The 19,193-nt window shown below is 46.8% G+C and carries 14 protein-coding genes; all 14 read left to right on the forward strand.

Going from position 1 to position 19,193, the window contains the following annotated elements:
• Nucleotides 1-92 precede the first annotated feature (92 nt).
• A complete protein-coding gene (locus AB1L17_RS08365) occupies nt 93-1,232 on the forward strand; it encodes a glycosyl hydrolase family 8 (protein WP_412844142.1) in 1,140 nt (379 codons plus the stop codon).
• The gene (locus tag AB1L17_RS08370) at nt 1,213-2,082 is read left to right on the forward strand and encodes a GGDEF domain-containing protein (protein ID WP_412844143.1); all 870 of its coding nucleotides are present in this window, start codon (nt 1,213-1,215) and stop codon (nt 2,080-2,082) included. Before AB1L17_RS08365 ends, AB1L17_RS08370 begins: the two co-directional genes overlap by 20 nt.
• A complete protein-coding gene (locus AB1L17_RS08375) occupies nt 2,048-3,835 on the forward strand; it encodes a DUF2334 domain-containing protein (protein WP_412844144.1) in 1,788 nt (595 codons plus the stop codon). Before AB1L17_RS08370 ends, AB1L17_RS08375 begins: the two co-directional genes overlap by 35 nt.
• Entirely contained in the window at nt 3,828-5,114 is a 1,287-nt protein-coding gene (locus AB1L17_RS08380) for a glycosyltransferase family 2 protein (RefSeq protein ID WP_412844145.1), read from the forward strand. The genes AB1L17_RS08375 and AB1L17_RS08380 overlap by 8 nt, the downstream gene beginning before the upstream one ends.
• A gap of 3 nt (nt 5,115-5,117) precedes the next feature.
• Nucleotides 5,118-7,370: a cellulose biosynthesis cyclic di-GMP-binding regulatory protein BcsB gene (locus AB1L17_RS08385; RefSeq protein WP_412844146.1), complete on the forward strand. Its 2,253-nt coding sequence runs from the start codon at nt 5,118-5,120 to the stop codon at nt 7,368-7,370.
• A 269-nt stretch (nt 7,371-7,639) separates the two neighbouring features.
• Entirely contained in the window at nt 7,640-8,059 is a 420-nt protein-coding gene (locus tag AB1L17_RS08390) for a response regulator (RefSeq protein WP_412844147.1), read from the forward strand.
• A complete protein-coding gene (locus AB1L17_RS08395) occupies nt 8,056-10,260 on the forward strand; it encodes an NAD-dependent epimerase/dehydratase family protein (RefSeq protein WP_412844148.1) in 2,205 nt (734 codons plus the stop codon). The genes AB1L17_RS08390 and AB1L17_RS08395 overlap by 4 nt, the downstream gene beginning before the upstream one ends.
• Complete coding sequence (locus AB1L17_RS08400; protein WP_412844149.1) at nt 10,253-11,263, forward strand: hypothetical protein; 1,011 nt, start codon at nt 10,253-10,255, stop codon at nt 11,261-11,263. Before AB1L17_RS08395 ends, AB1L17_RS08400 begins: the two co-directional genes overlap by 8 nt.
• Nucleotides 11,264-11,343: 80 nt before the next feature.
• Nucleotides 11,344-13,167, forward strand: coding sequence for a DUF2194 domain-containing protein (locus AB1L17_RS08405; protein WP_412844150.1), 1,824 nt, complete (start codon nt 11,344-11,346; stop codon nt 13,165-13,167).
• A 3-nt stretch (nt 13,168-13,170) separates the two neighbouring features.
• Nucleotides 13,171-14,580 (forward strand): GT4 family glycosyltransferase PelF, encoded by a 1,410-nt coding sequence (gene pelF, locus AB1L17_RS08410; RefSeq protein ID WP_412844151.1) that lies wholly within the window; start codon nt 13,171-13,173, stop codon nt 14,578-14,580.
• A gap of 6 nt (nt 14,581-14,586) precedes the next feature.
• A complete protein-coding gene (gene pelG, locus AB1L17_RS08415; protein ID WP_412844152.1) occupies nt 14,587-15,987 on the forward strand; it encodes an exopolysaccharide Pel transporter PelG in 1,401 nt (466 codons plus the stop codon).
• A gap of 30 nt (nt 15,988-16,017) precedes the next feature.
• Nucleotides 16,018-17,742: a CotH kinase family protein gene (locus tag AB1L17_RS08420; RefSeq protein WP_412844153.1), complete on the forward strand. Its 1,725-nt coding sequence runs from the start codon at nt 16,018-16,020 to the stop codon at nt 17,740-17,742.
• Nucleotides 17,739-18,473, forward strand: coding sequence for a polyphosphate polymerase domain-containing protein (locus AB1L17_RS08425; protein WP_412844154.1), 735 nt, complete (start codon nt 17,739-17,741; stop codon nt 18,471-18,473). Before AB1L17_RS08420 ends, AB1L17_RS08425 begins: the two co-directional genes overlap by 4 nt.
• 22 nt (nt 18,474-18,495) lie before the next feature.
• Nucleotides 18,496-19,182: a DUF4956 domain-containing protein gene (locus tag AB1L17_RS08430; protein ID WP_412844155.1), complete on the forward strand. Its 687-nt coding sequence runs from the start codon at nt 18,496-18,498 to the stop codon at nt 19,180-19,182.
• Nucleotides 19,183-19,193: the final 11 nt, after the last annotated feature.

Raw genomic sequence — 19,193 nt, forward strand, 5'->3', positions numbered from 1 at the left:
TCACAGTTGGTTATGGAGTCATCTCCTTATCGCCAGGATACATGGACGAATCTAGTAAAGTAAAAACTTATGTTAAAAAAGGCGTGAACATATTGAAAGATTTTCGCTTGCCCATCATAGCAGGCTCCCTACTCGTCCTCATCTTGAGTGGATGCTTCTTGCCGGGAATGCCACTTGCTATGAAAACTGAACAGATTACCAGTAGCTCCGAATACGTCAGGCTTTTGCCAGGCGAGCTCTTTATCAAGGAGCATTTGACGAATGACGATCTGACCTTGAAAACAAATCTGAAGCCTCCCACATCTAATGACCCGGATGTTGCAAAAGGGACAGAGACCTTATCGGAATCGCTTGGTTTGTGGATGCTGTACGCAGTGGAAAAAGGGGATCAAGCCCTCTTCGCCGAGAGTGTAGCGGTCATGAAAGCCTATGATTATCAGGATGGATGGATCGCCTGGAAAGCGGGTGGAGGGAATGATACTCCAGTCACGACCAACGCTTTGGTGGATGACCTGAGGATCGCTGAAGCTCTTTATTTGGCTGGCGAAAAGTGGGGAGACGAGACCTATATCGAACTGGCCAATGAAATAGGACAAAGCATCAGGGAGAACCAAAGTCGAGAGGGGCTGCTGGTCGATTTTTACGATCGCCATTACAAGGTAGCCAGTGATTACCTGACGCTCTCCTATTTGAATGTTGCAGCCGTTCGATTGATGGAGAAACATCAACAGGCGAGCGAAGAGTTGAATAATCAAGTGCATTCATTTCTGGACAAACTGCCGACGAAAAACGGGTTTTTCCCATTTTCTTATCAGTTGGGTAGCAAGGAGTATGTCTATCATCAGGAAGTGAATTTGATCGACCAGTTGTACATCGGCTACCATCGCGCACAAGTAGGCATGTCATCTCCGGAGTTGTGGGCGTTTCTCAAAGAGGAGTTTGCACGTAATGGCCTATTGTATGGCAGATACGATGCCAGTACCAAGCAGCCGCTGGTACCGTATGAATCTCCAGCTGTATACAGCTTGGCGATCCTGACAGCGAGCGAGCTTAAGGAATACGATTTTGCCCGTGACTTGTATGAACGGATGGTTCGTCAGCAGATTCGGCGTCCAGAAAGCGAGTTCTATGGCGGTTACATGGACATGAGTCAGTTGGACACGCATTCGTTTGACAATCTGCTTCCACTGCTCGCAGAAAGGAGGCTGTTTAATGAGGGAACGCTTCAGTAAAAACGGCAAATTTATCAGTTACCAAGTATTGTTTTTGCTTTTCATTATTCTGCTCGCCCTGTTCGCGGTGGGAATGCCTGCTCTACCGCTGATCTCATCCTTGCTGTTGGGCTGGACACTGGTCATTAGCCTGACAGGTATCATTTTTGGGTTGTTGACTAGTCTGGGGCTCGCCCTGATCAGCTTGTTCGCCTTTGGCAGTCTGTTGATTTGGGGCATGTTTGCCAGCTGGACGATTTCCTTTTCCTTCTCTGGCATCGTCGTCTGGATGGGACTCTTTCTCGGCGCTGCCGTTCTGACAGGCTTGATCCATCGCTTGGTCAGTCAGACGGTGGCCGAGCATCAAGAGATGGTTGGGAAGTTTGACGAGCTGGTGACGATCGACGAAGTGACGGGTTTTTCAAATGAGAAGCGACTGCTCTTTGATTTGGAAGAAGAATGTAGCCGCTCTCGCCGGACAGGCATCCCTTTTTCGCTAATGCTTATTGAAGTCCTGTATCTGGATTCCTTCTATCGCTTGTACGGCCCCAAGGAGGGAGATTATCTGCTCAGCTCTCTCTCATCCCTTATACGCAACAACACGCGATTGACAGACCGCAAGTTTCGTCTCGACCGTGGGGAGCAAGGCTCAGGAACTTTCGCTGTTATTTTGAGCAACAGCCATGAAGAAGGGGCTGAAGTAGTCGTCAAGAAGATCGAAAAGCTCCTATCCGTCCACAATCTAGAAAACGACAAAAAGCAGGTCACACTGACGATCGGGTTTGGAATCAGTCATTACGCTGAAGATGTAAGTGACCATTTGGAGATGGTGCAACGTGCCAAACAAGAGCTGGAACAATACATTCAATAATCGGTGCCGCATAGTCGTGTCTTTGCTTGCGGTGCTCTTGCTGCTGGCAGGAACAGGGGATAAACTGTACGCTGCGGAGGGGCTGGGACAGGAGCCAGAGGTACTGATCGTCTACTCGACGCAGGACGGGGACTTGACGGATGAAGTGCGCATGCTTGATCTGGTGCTGGGACATTACAGCGCAAGGCTCACCTATGTGGCGGACGAGGTATTGACTGCGCGAGATTTGGATGGGGTCACACATCTCGTCTATTACGGTAGCATCTCGAAAGAATTGAGCAGTTCTTCGAGGCAAATCATGCAGCGCTTTCAGGGCACCTGGCTTGCCCTGGGTGAAAACGTGGAGCAGTTGGGAGAGCGGTTTTCCTTTTTCCAGGTGAACGGACAGGTGGATATCCAGAAGGTATCCAAGCCGCAGGGTGTCGACCAAGTCCTGCTGAATGACAACTATTTGGTGGAGCATATCTCGCTGTCTCAAGGCGATGTTCTGCTTGAGGGCTGGAAGGGGATGTATACATATCCCCTGATGGTTCAGCACGGAAAGACAGCGTATTTTGCCAGCTCCAATTTCACTTCGCCCTTCTCCCTCTTCGTGGCAGAAGCACTGCACGAGGTTTTCAAGCAGCCGCATGACCAGGGGCGTTACGCGTTGATCCGTCTGGAGGACGTACACCCCCATTCTGATCCGAAGCTGGTCTGGGAGGCGGGGAGTTATTTGGCAGACAAGGGGATTCCTTTCGTCATTGCGCTTATCCCGGTGTACGAAAACTCCGAGACGAAGCAGATTGTCCATATGAAGGATCGGCCGGAGATGCTCAAGGTGCTGCGGGAATTGCAAAAAAGAGGAGCAAGCATCGTACTGCACGGGTACATGCACCACTATCGGAATTCGGAAACAGGGGAAGGGTCGGAGTTTTGGGACATCGAGAACAACACGCCAGTCTCCAAAGCTCCGGAAGACGAGACTCCCTTGAAGAAAAGGCATGCGTTCGCATCTCAGGCCGAGTATGAGGCTTATCAGCAGTCGCTGAAAGAATATGAAGAGCATTATATACAGTCACGCATGGAGACAGGAATCAAGGAACTGACCGAGCTGGGTCTGGCTCCCGTCGCTTTTGAGGCTCCTCACTACACGATGAGCCAAAAAGGGTACGAGGTCATGGCTCGCTACTTTCCTTATGTCCTTGGCCAGCTTCAGTTTAATGACAGGGACTGGGTACACATGGGAGCACCTCCTTTCGTGTCGAAGCCGGCCTTTTTGCACGGAATGACCCTCCTGCCGGAAACAGTGGGGTATTACGATCCTGTCTCTTCTACCCCGATGCAGGATATCAAGGACAAATACAGAGAGGTCAGCTTTGTACGCGATGGCATGGTCAGCATGTTTTTTCATCCCTATTTAGGAGTAGATCCATTAAAAGAAATGATTGCCTACGTGGAGACCCTGCCTGATGTGAAGTGGATAGACGTCCGCGGGCTGAGCGGACAGGAAATCAGCATAGATAGCGGTCAAGAAACCAGTGAGCCAGCTATCCTCACCGAGTCTTTAAACGAGCAGCGTTCAACGTTGAAGGCTTCGGATATTTACCAAGATCTTCAGGCTTTCCTGGGCGAAAATGGTTGGGTACAGCTCGTACTGTGGGGCATTGCCGGACTTGTGTCTGTCATGGTGATGCTGTTTATGCTGTATACGTGGCGCAATCGGGCTAACCTGCGCAAACAACTATTTATGGAGCGTGATCTCGATGGCTAACACTCTATTTTATCTCTCCCTGTCTGTCATCTGGATTATGCTGCTGTACCATATGTTCTTGATGCAGGGAGGGTATTTTCACTACCTGCGATATAGACGACCCATTCCAGAGTGGGAAAAAAATCAGCAGCCGCTGCCAAAGGTAAGCGTTCTGATCCCCGCTCACAATGAGGAAGTCGTCATCGAACGGACCATCAAGGCGATGCTGAGATTGGATTATCCGAAAGACAAGCTGGAGATTGTCGTCATCAATGACAACTCGCGTGATCGCACGGGTGAAATCGCTGATGAATACGCCAGCAAATACCCGTACGTGAAGGTGGTTCACACCAAGCTTCCTCATGCCGGAAAAGGAAAATCGGGTGCGCTCAACCAGGGCTTGGCTCATTCCACAGGAGAAGTCATCGTGGTCTATGACGCTGATAATACACCGGAGCGTAAAGCTGTTTATTATCTCGTTCTGGCGCTGTTAAACGATCCAAAGGCGGGGGCTGTTGTCGGCAAGTTCAGGGTGGTGAACGCCGCCACGAATTTGCTTACACGTTTTATCAACATCGAGACGATCTGCTTTCAATGGATGGCACAGGCAGGACGATTTTTCTGGTTCCGGGTGACGACGATTCCGGGGACCAACTTCGCCATTCGCCGCAGCTTGGTTGAGGAACTGGGTGGCTGGGATGAAAAAGCTCTCGCGGAAGACACCGAGCTGACGATCCGGGTCTACAATGAAGGCTACTACATCCGTTTCTTCCCGGCGGCGATCACGTGGGAGCAGGAGCCCGAGAACTGGAAGGTGTGGTGGAAGCAGAGAACGCGATGGGCGCGAGGGAATCAGTACGTCGTGCTGAAGTTCATGTGGAGAATCTTCTCTCTGCGCAAGAAAAGCATCATGTTTGATTTGATCTACTTCTTCTTCACTTATTTCCTGTTCTTTATGGGTGTGATCGTATCGGATGTACTGTTTGTGACGAATATGTTCGTCGATTTGCAATTGCAGGTAGGCATTGTCGCCATGATTCTCTGGATTTTGGCTTACTTCCTGTACGTCACTGAAGTCATGATCGCACTTAGTATTGAGCGGACTGAATTGAATGTAAAAAACTTCCTGATTGTATTGTTGATGTATTTTACTTACTCGCAGCTCTGGATCGTGCTGGTGGTCTACGCCTTGTACCTGGAGTTCAAGCGGGTTGTATTTCGACAAGACCTTAAATGGTATAAGACAGAGCGTTTCGCGGCAAATAAGAAGTCCGCACCGCCAGCAGAAAGACAGGTGTAAAACATGAAGAAAAGCAATTGGAAACCGGCGTTTGCGCTATTGACCGTAACCGCCCTCCTTTTTGGGCAAGGAGTGAGCACGATATACGCCGAAGGCACAGCAGCACCGACACAAGCTGGGGCAACTGCGCCATCGGGAAAGGCGATGCGCCCTGCGGTGTTTACCTTTTCAAGCCTGGCCAATCAAGCAAAAACGACGTACGCATCCAATGGACTCGACAAGACACCAGGAACCGTTTTGCGGTTTACGAGTGAACCGGTCACACTGGGTGGAGTAAACGAGTCCTTTGATTACTTTTACAGTGTTCCGCGGGCAACTATCGGTAGCAACAACTATCTGGAAATCTCATTCAGTCACTCCGAGCTGCTGAACGGCACACGTTCCACCTTGACGGTAAGCGTCGACGACAAGCCGTTGAAAAGCGTGTTTTTAACCAAGGAGACTGCCCAGCAAGGGAAAATCAGAATACCGTTGGGAGCGGACGAGACGGCACTCGGCTTCCACAAGATTACCATCACCAAACATAGCCTGCTCACCGACAACATTTGCGACGATCAGAATGATCCTGCGAACTGGGTAAAAATCGACAAAAGCTCCTTTGCTTTTCTGGATACGCAGGCCATAACCTCGTCTGCCGATCTGTTGAGGGAGTACCCGGTGCCGTTCGTGGAGCCAGGCAATTCGACTGAAGTGTTTACCAAGATCGTCGTTCCTGATGCCGCAGATCAAGATGTGGTGGCAGCCGCGCTGAAAGTAGCTACGTCCTTGTCTGCCCAGACAGCTACCAAACGCCCGATCCCGATCATGACAGAGAGTGAGTGGAAAGCAAAGGGAGAATTGGGACACGTCATCGCGATCGGCAATCCGGAAGGGTGGACTGGCCCGCTCAAAACACTGGCTGCTGAACAGGGGATTGCGACCAGGGAACAAAAGCTGGGGCTCGATTACTACCAGATGAGAGTGAATCAATCTGCTGAAGCCAAGCTCTTGCTCTTGGTATCGAGAGGCAAGGAGACAAGCTTTGCCGAGACGATTCACCTGCTGACAGATAAGGATATGAACAAGCAGCTGGCGGGGAATCAACTTGCTGTCAAGCAGGTCCCCAGTGTACAGGCAACAGAGCAAAGTCCGATTTCTCTCTCTTTGGCTTCAGGCGGACATTCGCATGTTATGCTGGAGCACGGAAACAGTCGTACACAGCAGGTGACTATGAAAATTCCGTCTCATTGGAAGATTACCGGGGACGTCACGCTTGATTTGAAACTGAAGATTTCCCCATTGCTCATGCAGAAGTACGAAGGGGAAGATAAGCCGCAGCACCAGTTGACTGTAACGATAAATGGCGTACCTTATACGGTCATGCTCCAGCAGTTGAAAGCAGTGGACGATAACGATAACTACCAAGTGAGCATTCCCATTTCACAATCTGTCATCAAAGAGGCAAATCATACTCTGACAGTCGCTTTCTCGGCTTCGATGGACCTGAAGGGTGATGCGTGTGCGCCTGAGAACAACAAGGGACGCTGGGTTTTTGTGGATAAAGAAAGTAGCTTGAACGTGCCGCACGAGGTACCTGCACAGCGCAGCTTCCGGTACTGGCCTGCTCCTTTTGTGCAGGATGCAGGATTAAAGGACACCGCCTTCCTGCTGCCGGAAAAATGGACAGGTGAATATTTGTCGCAGTTCTCGATGCTGATGAATGACATGCTGTCGGAGGTAAGCAATCGGAAGGGGAGCTCCTTCGTCATTTTCCAGGAGCCTCTGAACGAGAAGGCTTTGCAAGAGATCGCCTCCTACAATGTGGTTGCGATGGGGGATATTCAGCAGTACCCGAGTTTTCAGAAGGTGCAGGGACAGCTTTTGATAAATGAGATCAAGCAGTTGAACCAATACCACGTAATCAACGAGACGAGCCGTTATGTGGCCTGGGTCCAGCCCTCGATCTGGAATCAAGAGCGGACGTTGAGTGTCTTCCAATCCGCAGACGAGAGTAGTGCTGGTCAGGGAGCCTTCCTTCATGCTGATCTGCTTCACTATATGAAGAATTCCAACGAAGATGGGCAAATTGTCGTGATGAGCAAATCGAACGAGGTTTTCACTATTCAGCTCGAAGACCACGAAGAGAAACAGACAAAAGGGATAAACGGGGTAGTGAGCAATATCCCGCTCTGGTTAATCGGAGTAATTGTGGCGTTATTCCTGATTGTACTGGTGATCTTTATTCGCTTGTTGAAAAAAGAGAAGTTGCGAAAATAAGGATAGTGGAAAAATCAACTGAACAGCTAAGAAGAACAGGGATAAGCTGCCGTAACGGTAACTGTCCCTGTTCTTTTTTGTCTTTTGTTCAGAAATTGTTGAGATGCTCCTAGTAGAATAAATAAAGCAATAGGTCAGGGGGCTTTGTGCCTATGAAAAATGACAGTTTAAGAAGAAGTAGCTGTGATTAGTAGTAAGGATAGGAATATATCACTATAATAAAATAATCCAAAAGATATAGAGGATAAGAATGGGAGACAGCGTTTTGGATGAATAGCATTCTGATTGTTGATGATACAGCGTTTACGAGACATGTGCTGCGCAACATGTTTGAGTCGATAGGACTACATGTCGTTGCGGAAGCTGATTCGGGAGAGGCGGCTGTTAGAAATTACTGCTTGTACAAGCCATCACTTGTCATAATGGATATCACCATGCCCGGTATGAACGGTTTGACTGCCTCCCGCAAAATCATGGAGTTGGACAAGGATGCCAAGATCATTATTTGCTCAGCAGTTGCAAGACGCGATACCGTCATCAAGGCGATTCAGGCAGGTGCGCGGGATTTCATAGCGAAGCCCTTGCAGCTGGAGCGAATTGAATGGGCTGTCCAGCATGTGTTGGGTATAGGGGTGGATGTTAGTCGTGGGGATAGACAGGCGAAACAAATAGCTGAGGTGGTAGTATGAAAGTTTTGGTCACAGGTGGCTATGGGTTCATCGGTTCTTTTGTCGCAGAGAGATTTTATAAGGAAGGCTATAAAGTATTCATCCTCGATGATCTTAGTACAGGCAGTCGGCGAAACGTCACATTTCCGCATAAGGCATACTCACTGGATATAGCGGATAAGAAATGCGATGAAGTATTCAAAAGCAACAAGTTCGATGTCGTCGTACATTTGGCAGCTCAGGTGAGTGTTGCTGCATCTATGGAAGACCCCTTGCTGGACTCGAAATCGAATGTACTCGGGCTCGTAAATATGCTGAAGCTATCTAGCACATATGGCGTATCCAAATTCATTTTTGCGTCATCAGCCGCTGTCTACGGCATGAATGAAAATACGCCGTTATCCGAAGAGACAGCGTGTGATCCGGTATCTGTCTATGGAATCAATAAGTACATCGGAGAAGTGTATTGCAGCAAATGGAAGGAAATGTACGGGTTACAAACAGTTGCTTTCCGTTTGGCAAATGTATATGGTCCCAGACAAAGTGCAGTAGGGGAAGGTGGAGTTATCTCTTCCTTTTTAAATCAGATCAATCATGGGAATGAAATTGTCTTGCACGGGGATGGAACGCAAACGAGAGATTTTATTTATGTAGAAGATGTGGCTGATGCTATTTTTCGTTCGGTGACCGCGGATTATCAGGGTGTGATGAATTTGTCCACCAATCAGGAAAGTAGTATTAATGAACTCATTGACATTCTGGGGGAGAATCAGGAGCTGAAGGGCATCTTGCGAGCGGTTAAACGCCCAGGAGATGTTGATAAGTCAGTTTTGGACAATACGCGAGCGAAGAGAAGACTAGACTGGATCCCGATGTATTCTTTAGCGGAGGGGCTGAAAAAAACGGCACAGTGGTATCAAACGACTATTGCCGACAAAGAACAGGAGCAGGAGAGCGAAACGAAAATATCGATCAGTTGGCTCCGCTCGTGGGATGCGAGGCCATATATCGAGAACGTTCTTGCTTTTTTTTTCGTGATTTTCGCCACGCTTAGCACGGTTAACAGCGGCGTATTTGATCTGAAGCTGATTTACATCGTGTTGATTGGTGCTATTTACGGAACGAAGCAATCCATCCTGTCTGTCATCTTGGCTTGTGGACTTTTCATCGGAGAAAGCCTACATAACGGGCGTGATGTCGTTTCGCTTTTGTATGATGCCAATGTTTTGTTCCATGTCGCAGTCTATTTTATTATCGGAATTGCCGTAGGTTATTCGATCGACAAACGAAACAGGGATGTTCTGTCCAAGGAGCTGCAAAAGCAAGCGCTGGAAGAAAAATATGACTTTTTAAAAGACATTTACAACGATGTACTGATGGTAAAGCAAGAATTGCAGCAACAGATCGTGAATTCGGAAGACAGCTTCGGAAAAATCTACAACATTACCAAAGAACTGGACAGTCTTGAGCCTGAACGTGTATTGCAGAAATCTGTCAGGGTGCTGGAAAGAATTATGAAGTCCAACGAGATTGCGATCTATACGATGAACCAAAGTGGCTCTTTTTTGAGATTGATGGCTAAATCGAACAAGGCTGGCTTTGATCTCCCACGCTCGTTGAAAATGAGTGAGCATGCTTACCTTACTGAATTAATGACAACGAAGAAGATCATGGTGAATAAAGAGCTACGCCACGATATGCCTCTTATGGCTGCCCCTATTTTTGACAATGGTAAAATGGTTGCGGTCGTAACGTTGCAACAGCTCGGATTTGAAAATTTTACGATGTACACCCAAAACCTCTTCCAAGTCGCGGTTCAATTGATCTCTTCCGCATTATCTCGTTCGCTTCGTTTCTTAAACTCCACACAAAAGGATCGCTACCTTGAAGAGACCTCCATTCTGATTCCAGCTTACTTTGCAGCTATGCTGAAGAACAAAAGGGACGCTAAGCAACAGTTGAACACGGACTTTACACTCTTGGCAGTGGATTCTGCGCAAATGGATCATCATACGCTCTCTACCTATATCGCCACCTCTCTTCGCGAAGCAGATTATATGGGAATGGACGAAACAGGAGACGTTTATATCATTCTCTCAAATTCCAACGAGCAAGAAGCCAATATCGTGATTGACAGGCTTGGTAGACTCGGCATTGCATCGAGAATTGTGCAGGAAAAAGACCAGGATCGCTTCTCTCTCAAGGATGGCGCCTATGCTTAATCTATTCCTCCTCCATGTCTTGGTGTCTGTTGGTTACAGTTGGATGCAAAGTCGCGGCAATAACAAGCAGGTGCTTATTATGCGAATGCTTATTGCTGGCTTTCTTCCCATTTTTGGTCTTCTGTTATTGGGGATTACTGATGTGTACAAACGAACAGCGAAGAAGAATGTGAATGAACTGATGCTAGAGAGTGATTTGCTTAAACTTGCCGAAGGATCGAATATTTTTCGAAGAGCGGACATGGAAAAGGAAATGAACATTGTGCCCGTTGAGGACATTCTGTTCCTGAATGACACCAGCACTCGACGGAAGATGCTGATCGATGTATTGAAAGAGCAGACGATTTGGCAGATAGGCACATTGGAGACAGCCTTGCAAAACGAGGATTCGGAAACAGTTCACTACGCTGCCGCAGCTTTAACGGAAATGCGGCGCAATCTTCAGCTGCAGCTGCAAGATTTATCTGTGAAATACGAGGAAAACAAGCAGGATCTTGAGGTTTTGCGAGCGTACGCACAGGTTTTGAAGAAGTACATGGACAGTTCACTCATTGATCAGCGAACCAATGTGAAATACAGCTACACCTATTCCTTTGTGCTGGAATCTTTACTGGATATTTATCAGGATGAAGAAGGCTATTTTGTGGACAAGATCAATTGTGAATTGGCTAACCGATCGTATGACAAGGCTGCACAATACTGTCAGATGTTTCGTCGCTTTCATCCAGAAAGTGAACAACCATATGTTATGGAGCTAAAGCGCCTTTTTACGATGAGAGATCATGCAGGATTTATGGCAGAATTGGAGCGGTTAAAAAGCTCATCTGTCAAAATCTCTCATTCTACTCTGATGATGATCCGTTATTGGAACACGCTGGAAAACGATGAGCAAGACAAGAGTACTCAGCAATGGGACGACATTGATCAAGACAATACTTGGCAGGAAGTCGCTGCTGCACACCAAACAGGTTCGAATTCGAAAGAGATGAGCGATACAAAATGAGAATGACAAGGAGTAGGAGAAGGAAAAGAGACAGGGAAAAGGACAGAGAACGAAGCAGGGCGGGGTCCAATAATATTCCTGTGAAAAAAAACATCTATATCATCCTGATCTTTGTGGCGATTCTGGGGATCACCATCGAAACGACACGCTCTCAGTTCATCCTTCAAGTGGGCAATCATTCATCAGGGGGGGCGAGTGAACGGAGTAACGAGCCTAAGGAAAATGCAATCAGCCAAGAGGAGATCAGCCAGCTTGCGAGAGAGAGGTTTCTCATCGTTGTCGATTCAACGGATGAAAGCAGCAAGGAAATTGCGAAAAACGTTGAGCAAGTGTTGCGCTATATGAAGAAAGAGTACGACCTTGCAGATGCGCAGCAATTGACCCGGCTTGACCCGAAATACATGACAGTGATCGTGACGGTAGAAAATCTCAGCAGAATTGCCAATCTGGATGAGATGATGCAATATGCGCACAACGGTGGAAACATGTTCTTTTCGCGTATGCCTGAATACAATGACAGCTTGTATCGCATATACCGAAAGCTTGGCATCAATTCCATGAACATCCCTATCGTGACGAACGGCATTCAGATGACATCGAATCTCTTGATCCATGGGCAGGATGCAAAGATTGCAGCAGAGTCTATCAATAACTCTTCCATCCCCGTAGAGCTGGATAGAAGGACGAAGGTTCACGCTGAATCTGCCGACGGGATGCCGTTGCTATGGGAGACCGAGTATGGACAGGGCAAGGTCATGGTCTATAACGCGACGAATCTGCAATCTGCGATGAACAGAGGCTTGATTGCTGGAAGCATAAGCGTACTGAATGAAGATTTCATGTATCCCATTTTTAATATGAAAATCACGTACATTGACGATTTTCCTGCTCCTTTTCGCCGGGGAATCGAGCCAAGTATTTATCAAGAATACCGCAAAGATATACCCAGCTTCTTCCGGGATATTTGGTGGCCTGACATGATCAAGCTCGCTGCCGATAACGATCTGACCTACACGGGAGCCTTTATCAAAACCTATAACGACCGAGTTGTCGCTCCCTTTACTGATGAGGAAGGGACGAGTTCGAACAACTTGATTACGTATGGCAGGGATTTGTTGAAAGTTAGAGGCGAACTGGGCATTCACGGATACAATCATCAATCACTGGTGACCGATCAAGCGATAGCCAGCCATTACCAATATAATGCTTGGCCCAATGAGGAAAGTATGGCAGAGTCACTTCTGGAATTGGACAAGTATATCAAGAAGGTTTTCTCGTCGTATGACATTCAGGTGTATGTCCCGCCTTCCAACGTAATGGGAGAGGAAGGACGTCGAGCGTTGAAAAAGGCATTCCCTGATATAAAGGTAATTGCCTCCTTGTATGCGGAATCTGACAGCACACACGAGTATATTCAAGAGTTTTCCGTGGCAGACGATGGCATCGTTGAGCTGCCGCGAATTACCTCTGGATATAGCCGCACAGACATTCATGATTGGTACATGACAAATGCGATCACATCGATTGGCGTTTTTTCCCACTTTGTCCATCCAGACGATATTTTGGACAAGGATCGAAGCGGTAACAAACCGTGGCAGGAACTGTCGAAGGAATTTCAATTTATGATGGAAGAGGTGTATCAACAGTATCGATGGTTGCGCAGCCAGACTGCTTCCGAGGCAGCAGCAAGCCTGAGGAGCTATTTGCAGACGGATGTGTATATCGAGCATACGGATAATCGAATAACAGGATACATGAATCATTTTTCTAAAGAAATGTATTACATCTTGCGAACAGACAAAAGGATGACGGACCTAAAGAATTGTACCGTTGAAAAAATCGATGAAGGCGTCTATCTCGTACATGCAACTGGCGCAAAATTTCAAATAGGACTGGAAGAGTAAGCGATGAAAATTTGTTTGATTGCCGAAGGATCATACCCTTATATCACAGGGGGCGTCTCTAGCTGGATTCATTCCTTGATCACGAGTATGCCAGAGCATGAATTCATCATTTATGCGATTGGTGCGCAAGAGAAAAACAGAGGGAAATATGTTTACCAGCTGCCCGGAAATGTCGTGGAAATCAAAGAGGTGTTTCTGGATACCTATCTGAACGAAGAGGCAACACCCGGAAAGCGCCTGGGTCTGACTGAAGACGAACAGCAAGCATTGCTTTCCTTGCTCGACGGCAGCAAGGGAGACTGGCGCTCTCTCTTTTCCGTGTTATCGGGAAACAAGATGCCAGCTGTGGCTGAGTTACTTACCAGCAAGGACTTTTTTGAGGTAATCCAGCGGCTTTGTGAGCAAAAATACCCGCAAATTCCATTTACCGAAATGATTTGGATGATTCGCTCGATGGTACTGCCGCTTTGTCTCGTGATTCAAAACGGCATGCCGCAAGCAGACTTGTATCACAGTGTTTGTACGGGCTATGGCGGTATAGCAGGGAGCTTGGGGAAGTACTTGCATGAAAAGCCCTTTTTGCTGACGGAGCACGGAATCTATACCCGCGAGCGGGAAGAAGAAATTATTAAGGCAAACTGGATCAAGGGTCACTTTAAAGATATTTGGATCGACTATTTTCATAATCTCTCGGCTTGCGCCTACTCCTATGCGGATGAGGTGATCACGTTGTTTGAGAGAAACAAGGAAATACAGATCGAGCTCGGCTGTGACCCTTCCAAAGTATCGGTAATTCCTAACGGTGTAAAAGTGGGTGATTATATCGACATTGCCGTGAAGAAAGAACAGACCGATACGATTACCGTTGGAGCGGTGGTCCGCGTGGTGCCGATTAAGGATATTAAAACGATGCTGCAAAGCTTTGGGCTCGTCAAAGAGCAAGTTCCACAGGCGCGCTTTGTCATCATGGGCCCAACGGATGAAGACGAAGAGTATTACACAGAGTGTCTGCAATTGGTCGACAGCCTGCAGCTGGAGGACATTACGTTTACGGGTGCGGTCAATGTGAAAGAGTTTCTCGGACAAATGGACATGCTTGTTCTGACCAGCATTAGTGAAGGGCAACCGCTCGTTATTTTGGAGGGGATGGCATGCAGCAAGCCCTTCGTGACGACTGACGTGGGGAGTTGCAGGGAGTTGTTGTACGGCAATGGAGACAATTATGGTAATGCAGGAATAACGGTACCGGTCATGCATTTTACCCAAATCGCTCAAGCGATAACGACATTGTGTCATAACGAGCCGTTGCGAAGGCGGATGGGGAAAAGTGGCTTCCAACGAGTTTCAGCATTATATACGCATGAGAAATTCTTGGCGGGATACCGGAATCTGTATCGGAAATACGAGGTGTAAGGAAACATGGCGGGCATTGGCTTTGAGTTGAAGAAAATGTTTCGGAATAAAGGGTATTTGTCCAGTGTGAAGGCGTATGCATTTTCTTCACTGGTAACAGTCGGACCAATGCTGATTTGTATGGTCATGATCACGGTTCTACAGCAAATCCTTCTTCAAATGAATGTCAGCTATTTGGAGCGTATGTCATTTTTAGCTGCCGTCGTTTATGCTTTTGTGTTTTCGCTCTTAATCACATGTGGCTTTTCGATGGTCATTTCTCGCTATATCGCAGACAAAATCTACTTGCAAGAGTATAACGACATCATTGCTTCATTATATGGCGTCATAGCAGTTTGCCTTGGCTTGGGGGGAATTCTCGGAGGTGTTTTTTACTGGATTGCTCCTTTGCCGTCAGGCTTTAAGCTTGTCGCCTATCTGCTTTTTGTAGAACTGATCGTGGTTTGGCTGCAATCGGCCTATTTGTCTGCCTTGAAGGATTACATGCGCATTATTCGGGGATATTTGGCAGCTGTGGCCGTTACGCTTCTGGCTGCGTTTCTTCTGTTGAATCTGACTGAAGTGGAAAAAGGAATCGCGATGCTGATTTCTTTGGATCTTGGCTTTTTTATCATGATCGTCCTGTCGATGGTTCATCTGGAGAGCTATTTCCCGAAGTGGGAGAGGAACTACTTTGATTTTTTGAAGTATGTGAAAAAATACCCGAGTCTGTTGTGTGTGGGTCTTTTTTGCTCTCTCGGTTTTTATGTGCACCATTTTATTTATTGGCTAGCAAGCCCGCTGCAGGAGGTCGTTGCGAATACATACGTGATTGCGCCTTTTTATGACGTGCCTGCATTCTACGCTTCCCTGAGCATCCTGCCTACGATGGTCATGTTTGTCGTATCCGTCGAGACGGCTTTTTACGAGAAATACCGCACGTATTACGGCACGATATTGGGAACGGGCTCGGTGCAGGATATCAAACGGGCAAAAACAGATATGGTTCAAACGCTGATGCAAGAGATCAGCTTCATGATGGAGGTTCAACTATTCTTTTCCTTAGTCGCATTGGCACTGGGAATTACTCTGCTCCCGCATATCGGTTTTTCGTCGGAGCAGATTGAGCGGTACAACATATTGGTTATCGCAGGATATTTATACGCGGTTATGTTCGTGATTGTCCTGATGCTGCTCTATTTTGACGATCGGAAGGGAGCCTTTGTGGTGACGACAATCTTTCTCGTGAGTACGGTTGTCATTACCAGCGCGATGTTGCCCCTTCAGAACTACGGATTCTCATTTTTCATCGCCTCTTTTCTTTCGGCGGTAGCTGCTCTCGGCAGGCTCATCTATTACTTGAAAAATATCGATTATTACACGTACTGCCTACAGCCACTATTTGTGAAAGGAAAGAGAATGCAATAGACGCGTACTTATGGATTGGGAGGACTTAGGGTGAAGAAAAAGCGATTCATACTGAGCCTGCTTGTAGCAGTAGGGATTGTCTTGACTGGTTGTACACAGGATGTTACCGAACAGTCAGTGCCAGACAAAGCACCAAGAGCGAGTCAGGTGGCGCCAACCCAGCAAATGAGCGAGGGTCTGGTTGAGAACAGGAGCGTTTACGACCAGGACGTGGATGGGAGCATCGTTCATTTATATGTGACAGTGGTCAACGAAGAAAATTCCAAGCTAGAGACGACAACCTTTTCACAAATCAATCTTGCTCCCCATGGACGAAACGAAAAAGGAGAAGATTTGAAAGCAAAGGTCATCATGCAGGAAGGAACGGCGGAGGGGCCCGCACAAGGCTACTTTGGTTTTGGAGAAACGAGAGCGAACGGAACGATTGAACTGCGTGGGGAATCGAGCAGAAAAGCCGAACAGAAATCGTACAAGATTCGTTTGTTCAAAAGCGCCGGATACTGGCGGGAACAGCGCAACATCAACTTAAGCAAGCATAAGTCCGACATGACGCGTGTTCGTCAGAAGCTGAGTTTTGATTATTTCGAGCAAATCCCGAATATGACCAGTTTGCGAACACAATTCGTACAAGTAAAAATCAAGGATTTGACCAAAAAAAATCCAGATAAGGATTTTGTTGATTACGGTTTGTTTACTCAAATTGAACAGCCGAATAAAACATTCTTGCAGGCTCACGGATTGGATCGGAATGGGAATCTGTATAAGGCGATTGATTTCGAGTTCCATCGTGAAAAGGACATAATCAAGCTAGCCACTGATCCTACTTATGACAAGAAAGCCTTCGATAAGATTTTGGAGATCAAAGGCAGTGAAAACCATGAAAAGCTCATTGCCATGCTGGATGATCTCCACAATCCTGCGATCCATACCCAAGACTTTTTGGACAAGCATATTGATCGGGAGAACTACTACACATGGCTGGCCTCTAATTTGTTGATGGGGAATCATGATGCGGCCTCGCACAATTTTTACTTGTACAGCCCGAGTAATTCTAACAAGTGGTATTTCCTCCCGTGGGACTACGATGGAACGTGGGGGTATTTTGAGGAAGAGATCAAGAGAAGCCCGGAAGACGGGATAGGTGAATGGCAGCTAGGGATTTCCGACTACTGGGTATCGAGATTGCATCGCCGGATTTTTAAAGATCCGGAAAATATCAAGAGTCTAAACAAAAAGGTAGAGGAGCTCAGCAAAATCATCACGAAGGAGCAAACGGAAAAATACTTGCAGAGCTATTATCCGATTGTGAGCAAATACGTACTGCAACAGCCGGATTTATACAATTTGCCACTAGATGTCTCCTATTTTCATAACGAGTACGCCCTTATCTCTGGTGAGCCTGCGCGCAACAAAAAGGTGTACTATGAACGCCAAGAGCATCCCATGCCATTTTTTATGGGAGAGCCACGAAAAGAAGGAGACAAGCTCGTATTTGCTTGGGATCATTCCTATGACCTGCAAGGCGACGATCTGACCTACGACTTTGCCGTTAGCTATGACCCTGCGTTTACGAAGATACATGCGCAGGCGAAGGGGATTAAAGGGGTTCAATACGCTATCAAAGATCCGGGTAAAGGCCGCTTTTTCTGGCGGGTGATTGTTCGGGACAGCAAAGGGAATGCACAGACCGCATTTGACAGGGTAGAGTACGAGGATGCGTTTTATCATGGGGTGAAGGAGTTCGTGTTGAAATGAAAGGAATCCAGAGTACTGGCATCCAGCTCGGCAACAAGCGATTACGGCATGAATTGAAGTATTATCTTCGGCTGAGTAATTACGAGCCGCTCCGGCAGAAATTGCGTCTGATCGCGACTCCTGACCCCTATTCTGTGAGTGAGGAAGGGTATCATATTCGCAGCTTGTACTTTGATGACTATCACGACACGGCTCTCTATGAAAAAAACTACGGAGTTTTTCAAAGAAAAAAATATCGCATTCGTATCTACAACAAAAGTGATGCGGTCATCAAGATGGAGCGAAAGAGCAAGTTCGGCGGATACATTTGCAAGGAATCAGCGTCGATCACGCGAGATGAGTATGAACTGATTTTGGCAGGCGATGTTGATTTTCTGCGAGAGACGGAAAGCGCTGTGCTGAGGGATTTTTACTTGTCGTGCAAAAACCATCTGTTTCGGCCACGTGTCATAACGGATTACGTACGAGAGGCGTATTTGGTGCGAGAAGGTAATGTCAGGATTACGTTTGATAAGTATTTGAAGGCAAACGTCAATTCACTCGATATTTTTGACGAAAACATTATGATGGTCAGAGCCATTCACCAGCCCATGATGATCATGGAAGTGAAGTACGATCAATTCCTGCCATTCAATATTAGACATTTGCTACAAAACTTGAGTAATCAGCGATCGGCTATCTCCAAATATGTCATTTGCAGAGAGGAGACCAAAAAGTACTATAATCTTTAGCGTGAGGAGAAGTCGGCAAACTATGGATACTACCAATACTATTAATTTTCAAGATATCATCAAAAAAAGTGTCTTAAAAATAGACCAATTCGCCAGCATTTCGATCATCGATACCATCATAGGACTGGTGCTGTCGGGATTGATAGGCTTGTTTATCTACTATATTTACAAAAAAACGTTTCGTGGCGTCGTCTATACGCACACCTTTAACATTACATTGGTAGCGATGGCCATGCTTACTTGCCTGATTATCATGACGATTAGTACGAATATCGTGCTTTCTCTCGGGATGGTCGGCGCGTTGAGCATCGTGCGGTTCCGTACCGCCATCAAAGACCCGTTGGATATTGTCTTCATGTTTTGGTCGATCTCGGTAGGGATTGCGACAGGAGCCGGTGTATACCCTGTTTCGGTATTGGGATCACTGGTCGTAGCCGCTGTGATCGTCGTATTATCCAAACGACAAATGAAAGATGTTGCTTATCTGCTCATTATTAACTATCACGATCAAGCCAATGACGGAGTCAAATATCAGTTGAACAAACTGAAATACTCTCTGAAATCAAAAACAGTCAACAAAGAGATGGTGGAATTGATTGTGGAAGTAAAAATAAAAGGAGATAATACGGCATTTGTCCAAGATATTTCAGAGATAGAAGGTGTGAAAAACGTATCGTTGGTAAGCTACGATGGCGATTATGCACCGTAATGACTGTACGA

It is taken from the genome of Brevibacillus jepli, assembly GCF_047229145.1.
GTDB lineage: Bacteria > Bacillota > Bacilli > Brevibacillales > Brevibacillaceae > Brevibacillus.

Bases quoted from the DNA above. Each gene is read 5' to 3' on its own strand.
- AB1L17_RS08370 (WP_412844143.1), top strand. From the start codon at position 1,213: ATGAGGGAACGCTTCAGTAAAAACGGCAAATTTATCAGTTACCAAGTA.
- AB1L17_RS08380 (WP_412844145.1), top strand. From the start codon at position 3,828: ATGGCTAACACTCTATTTTATCTCTCCCTGTCTGTCATCTGGATTATG.
- AB1L17_RS08385 (WP_412844146.1), top strand. From the start codon at position 5,118: ATGAAGAAAAGCAATTGGAAACCGGCGTTTGCGCTATTGACCGTAACC.
- AB1L17_RS08390 (WP_412844147.1), top strand. From the start codon at position 7,640: ATGAATAGCATTCTGATTGTTGATGATACAGCGTTTACGAGACATGTG.
- AB1L17_RS08395 (WP_412844148.1), top strand. From the start codon at position 8,056: ATGAAAGTTTTGGTCACAGGTGGCTATGGGTTCATCGGTTCTTTTGTC.
- AB1L17_RS08400 (WP_412844149.1), top strand. From the start codon at position 10,253: ATGCTTAATCTATTCCTCCTCCATGTCTTGGTGTCTGTTGGTTACAGT.
- pelF (WP_412844151.1), top strand. From the start codon at position 13,171: ATGAAAATTTGTTTGATTGCCGAAGGATCATACCCTTATATCACAGGG.
- pelG (WP_412844152.1), top strand. From the start codon at position 14,587: ATGGCGGGCATTGGCTTTGAGTTGAAGAAAATGTTTCGGAATAAAGGG.
- AB1L17_RS08425 (WP_412844154.1), top strand. From the start codon at position 17,739: ATGAAAGGAATCCAGAGTACTGGCATCCAGCTCGGCAACAAGCGATTA.
- AB1L17_RS08430 (WP_412844155.1), top strand. From the start codon at position 18,496: ATGGATACTACCAATACTATTAATTTTCAAGATATCATCAAAAAAAGT.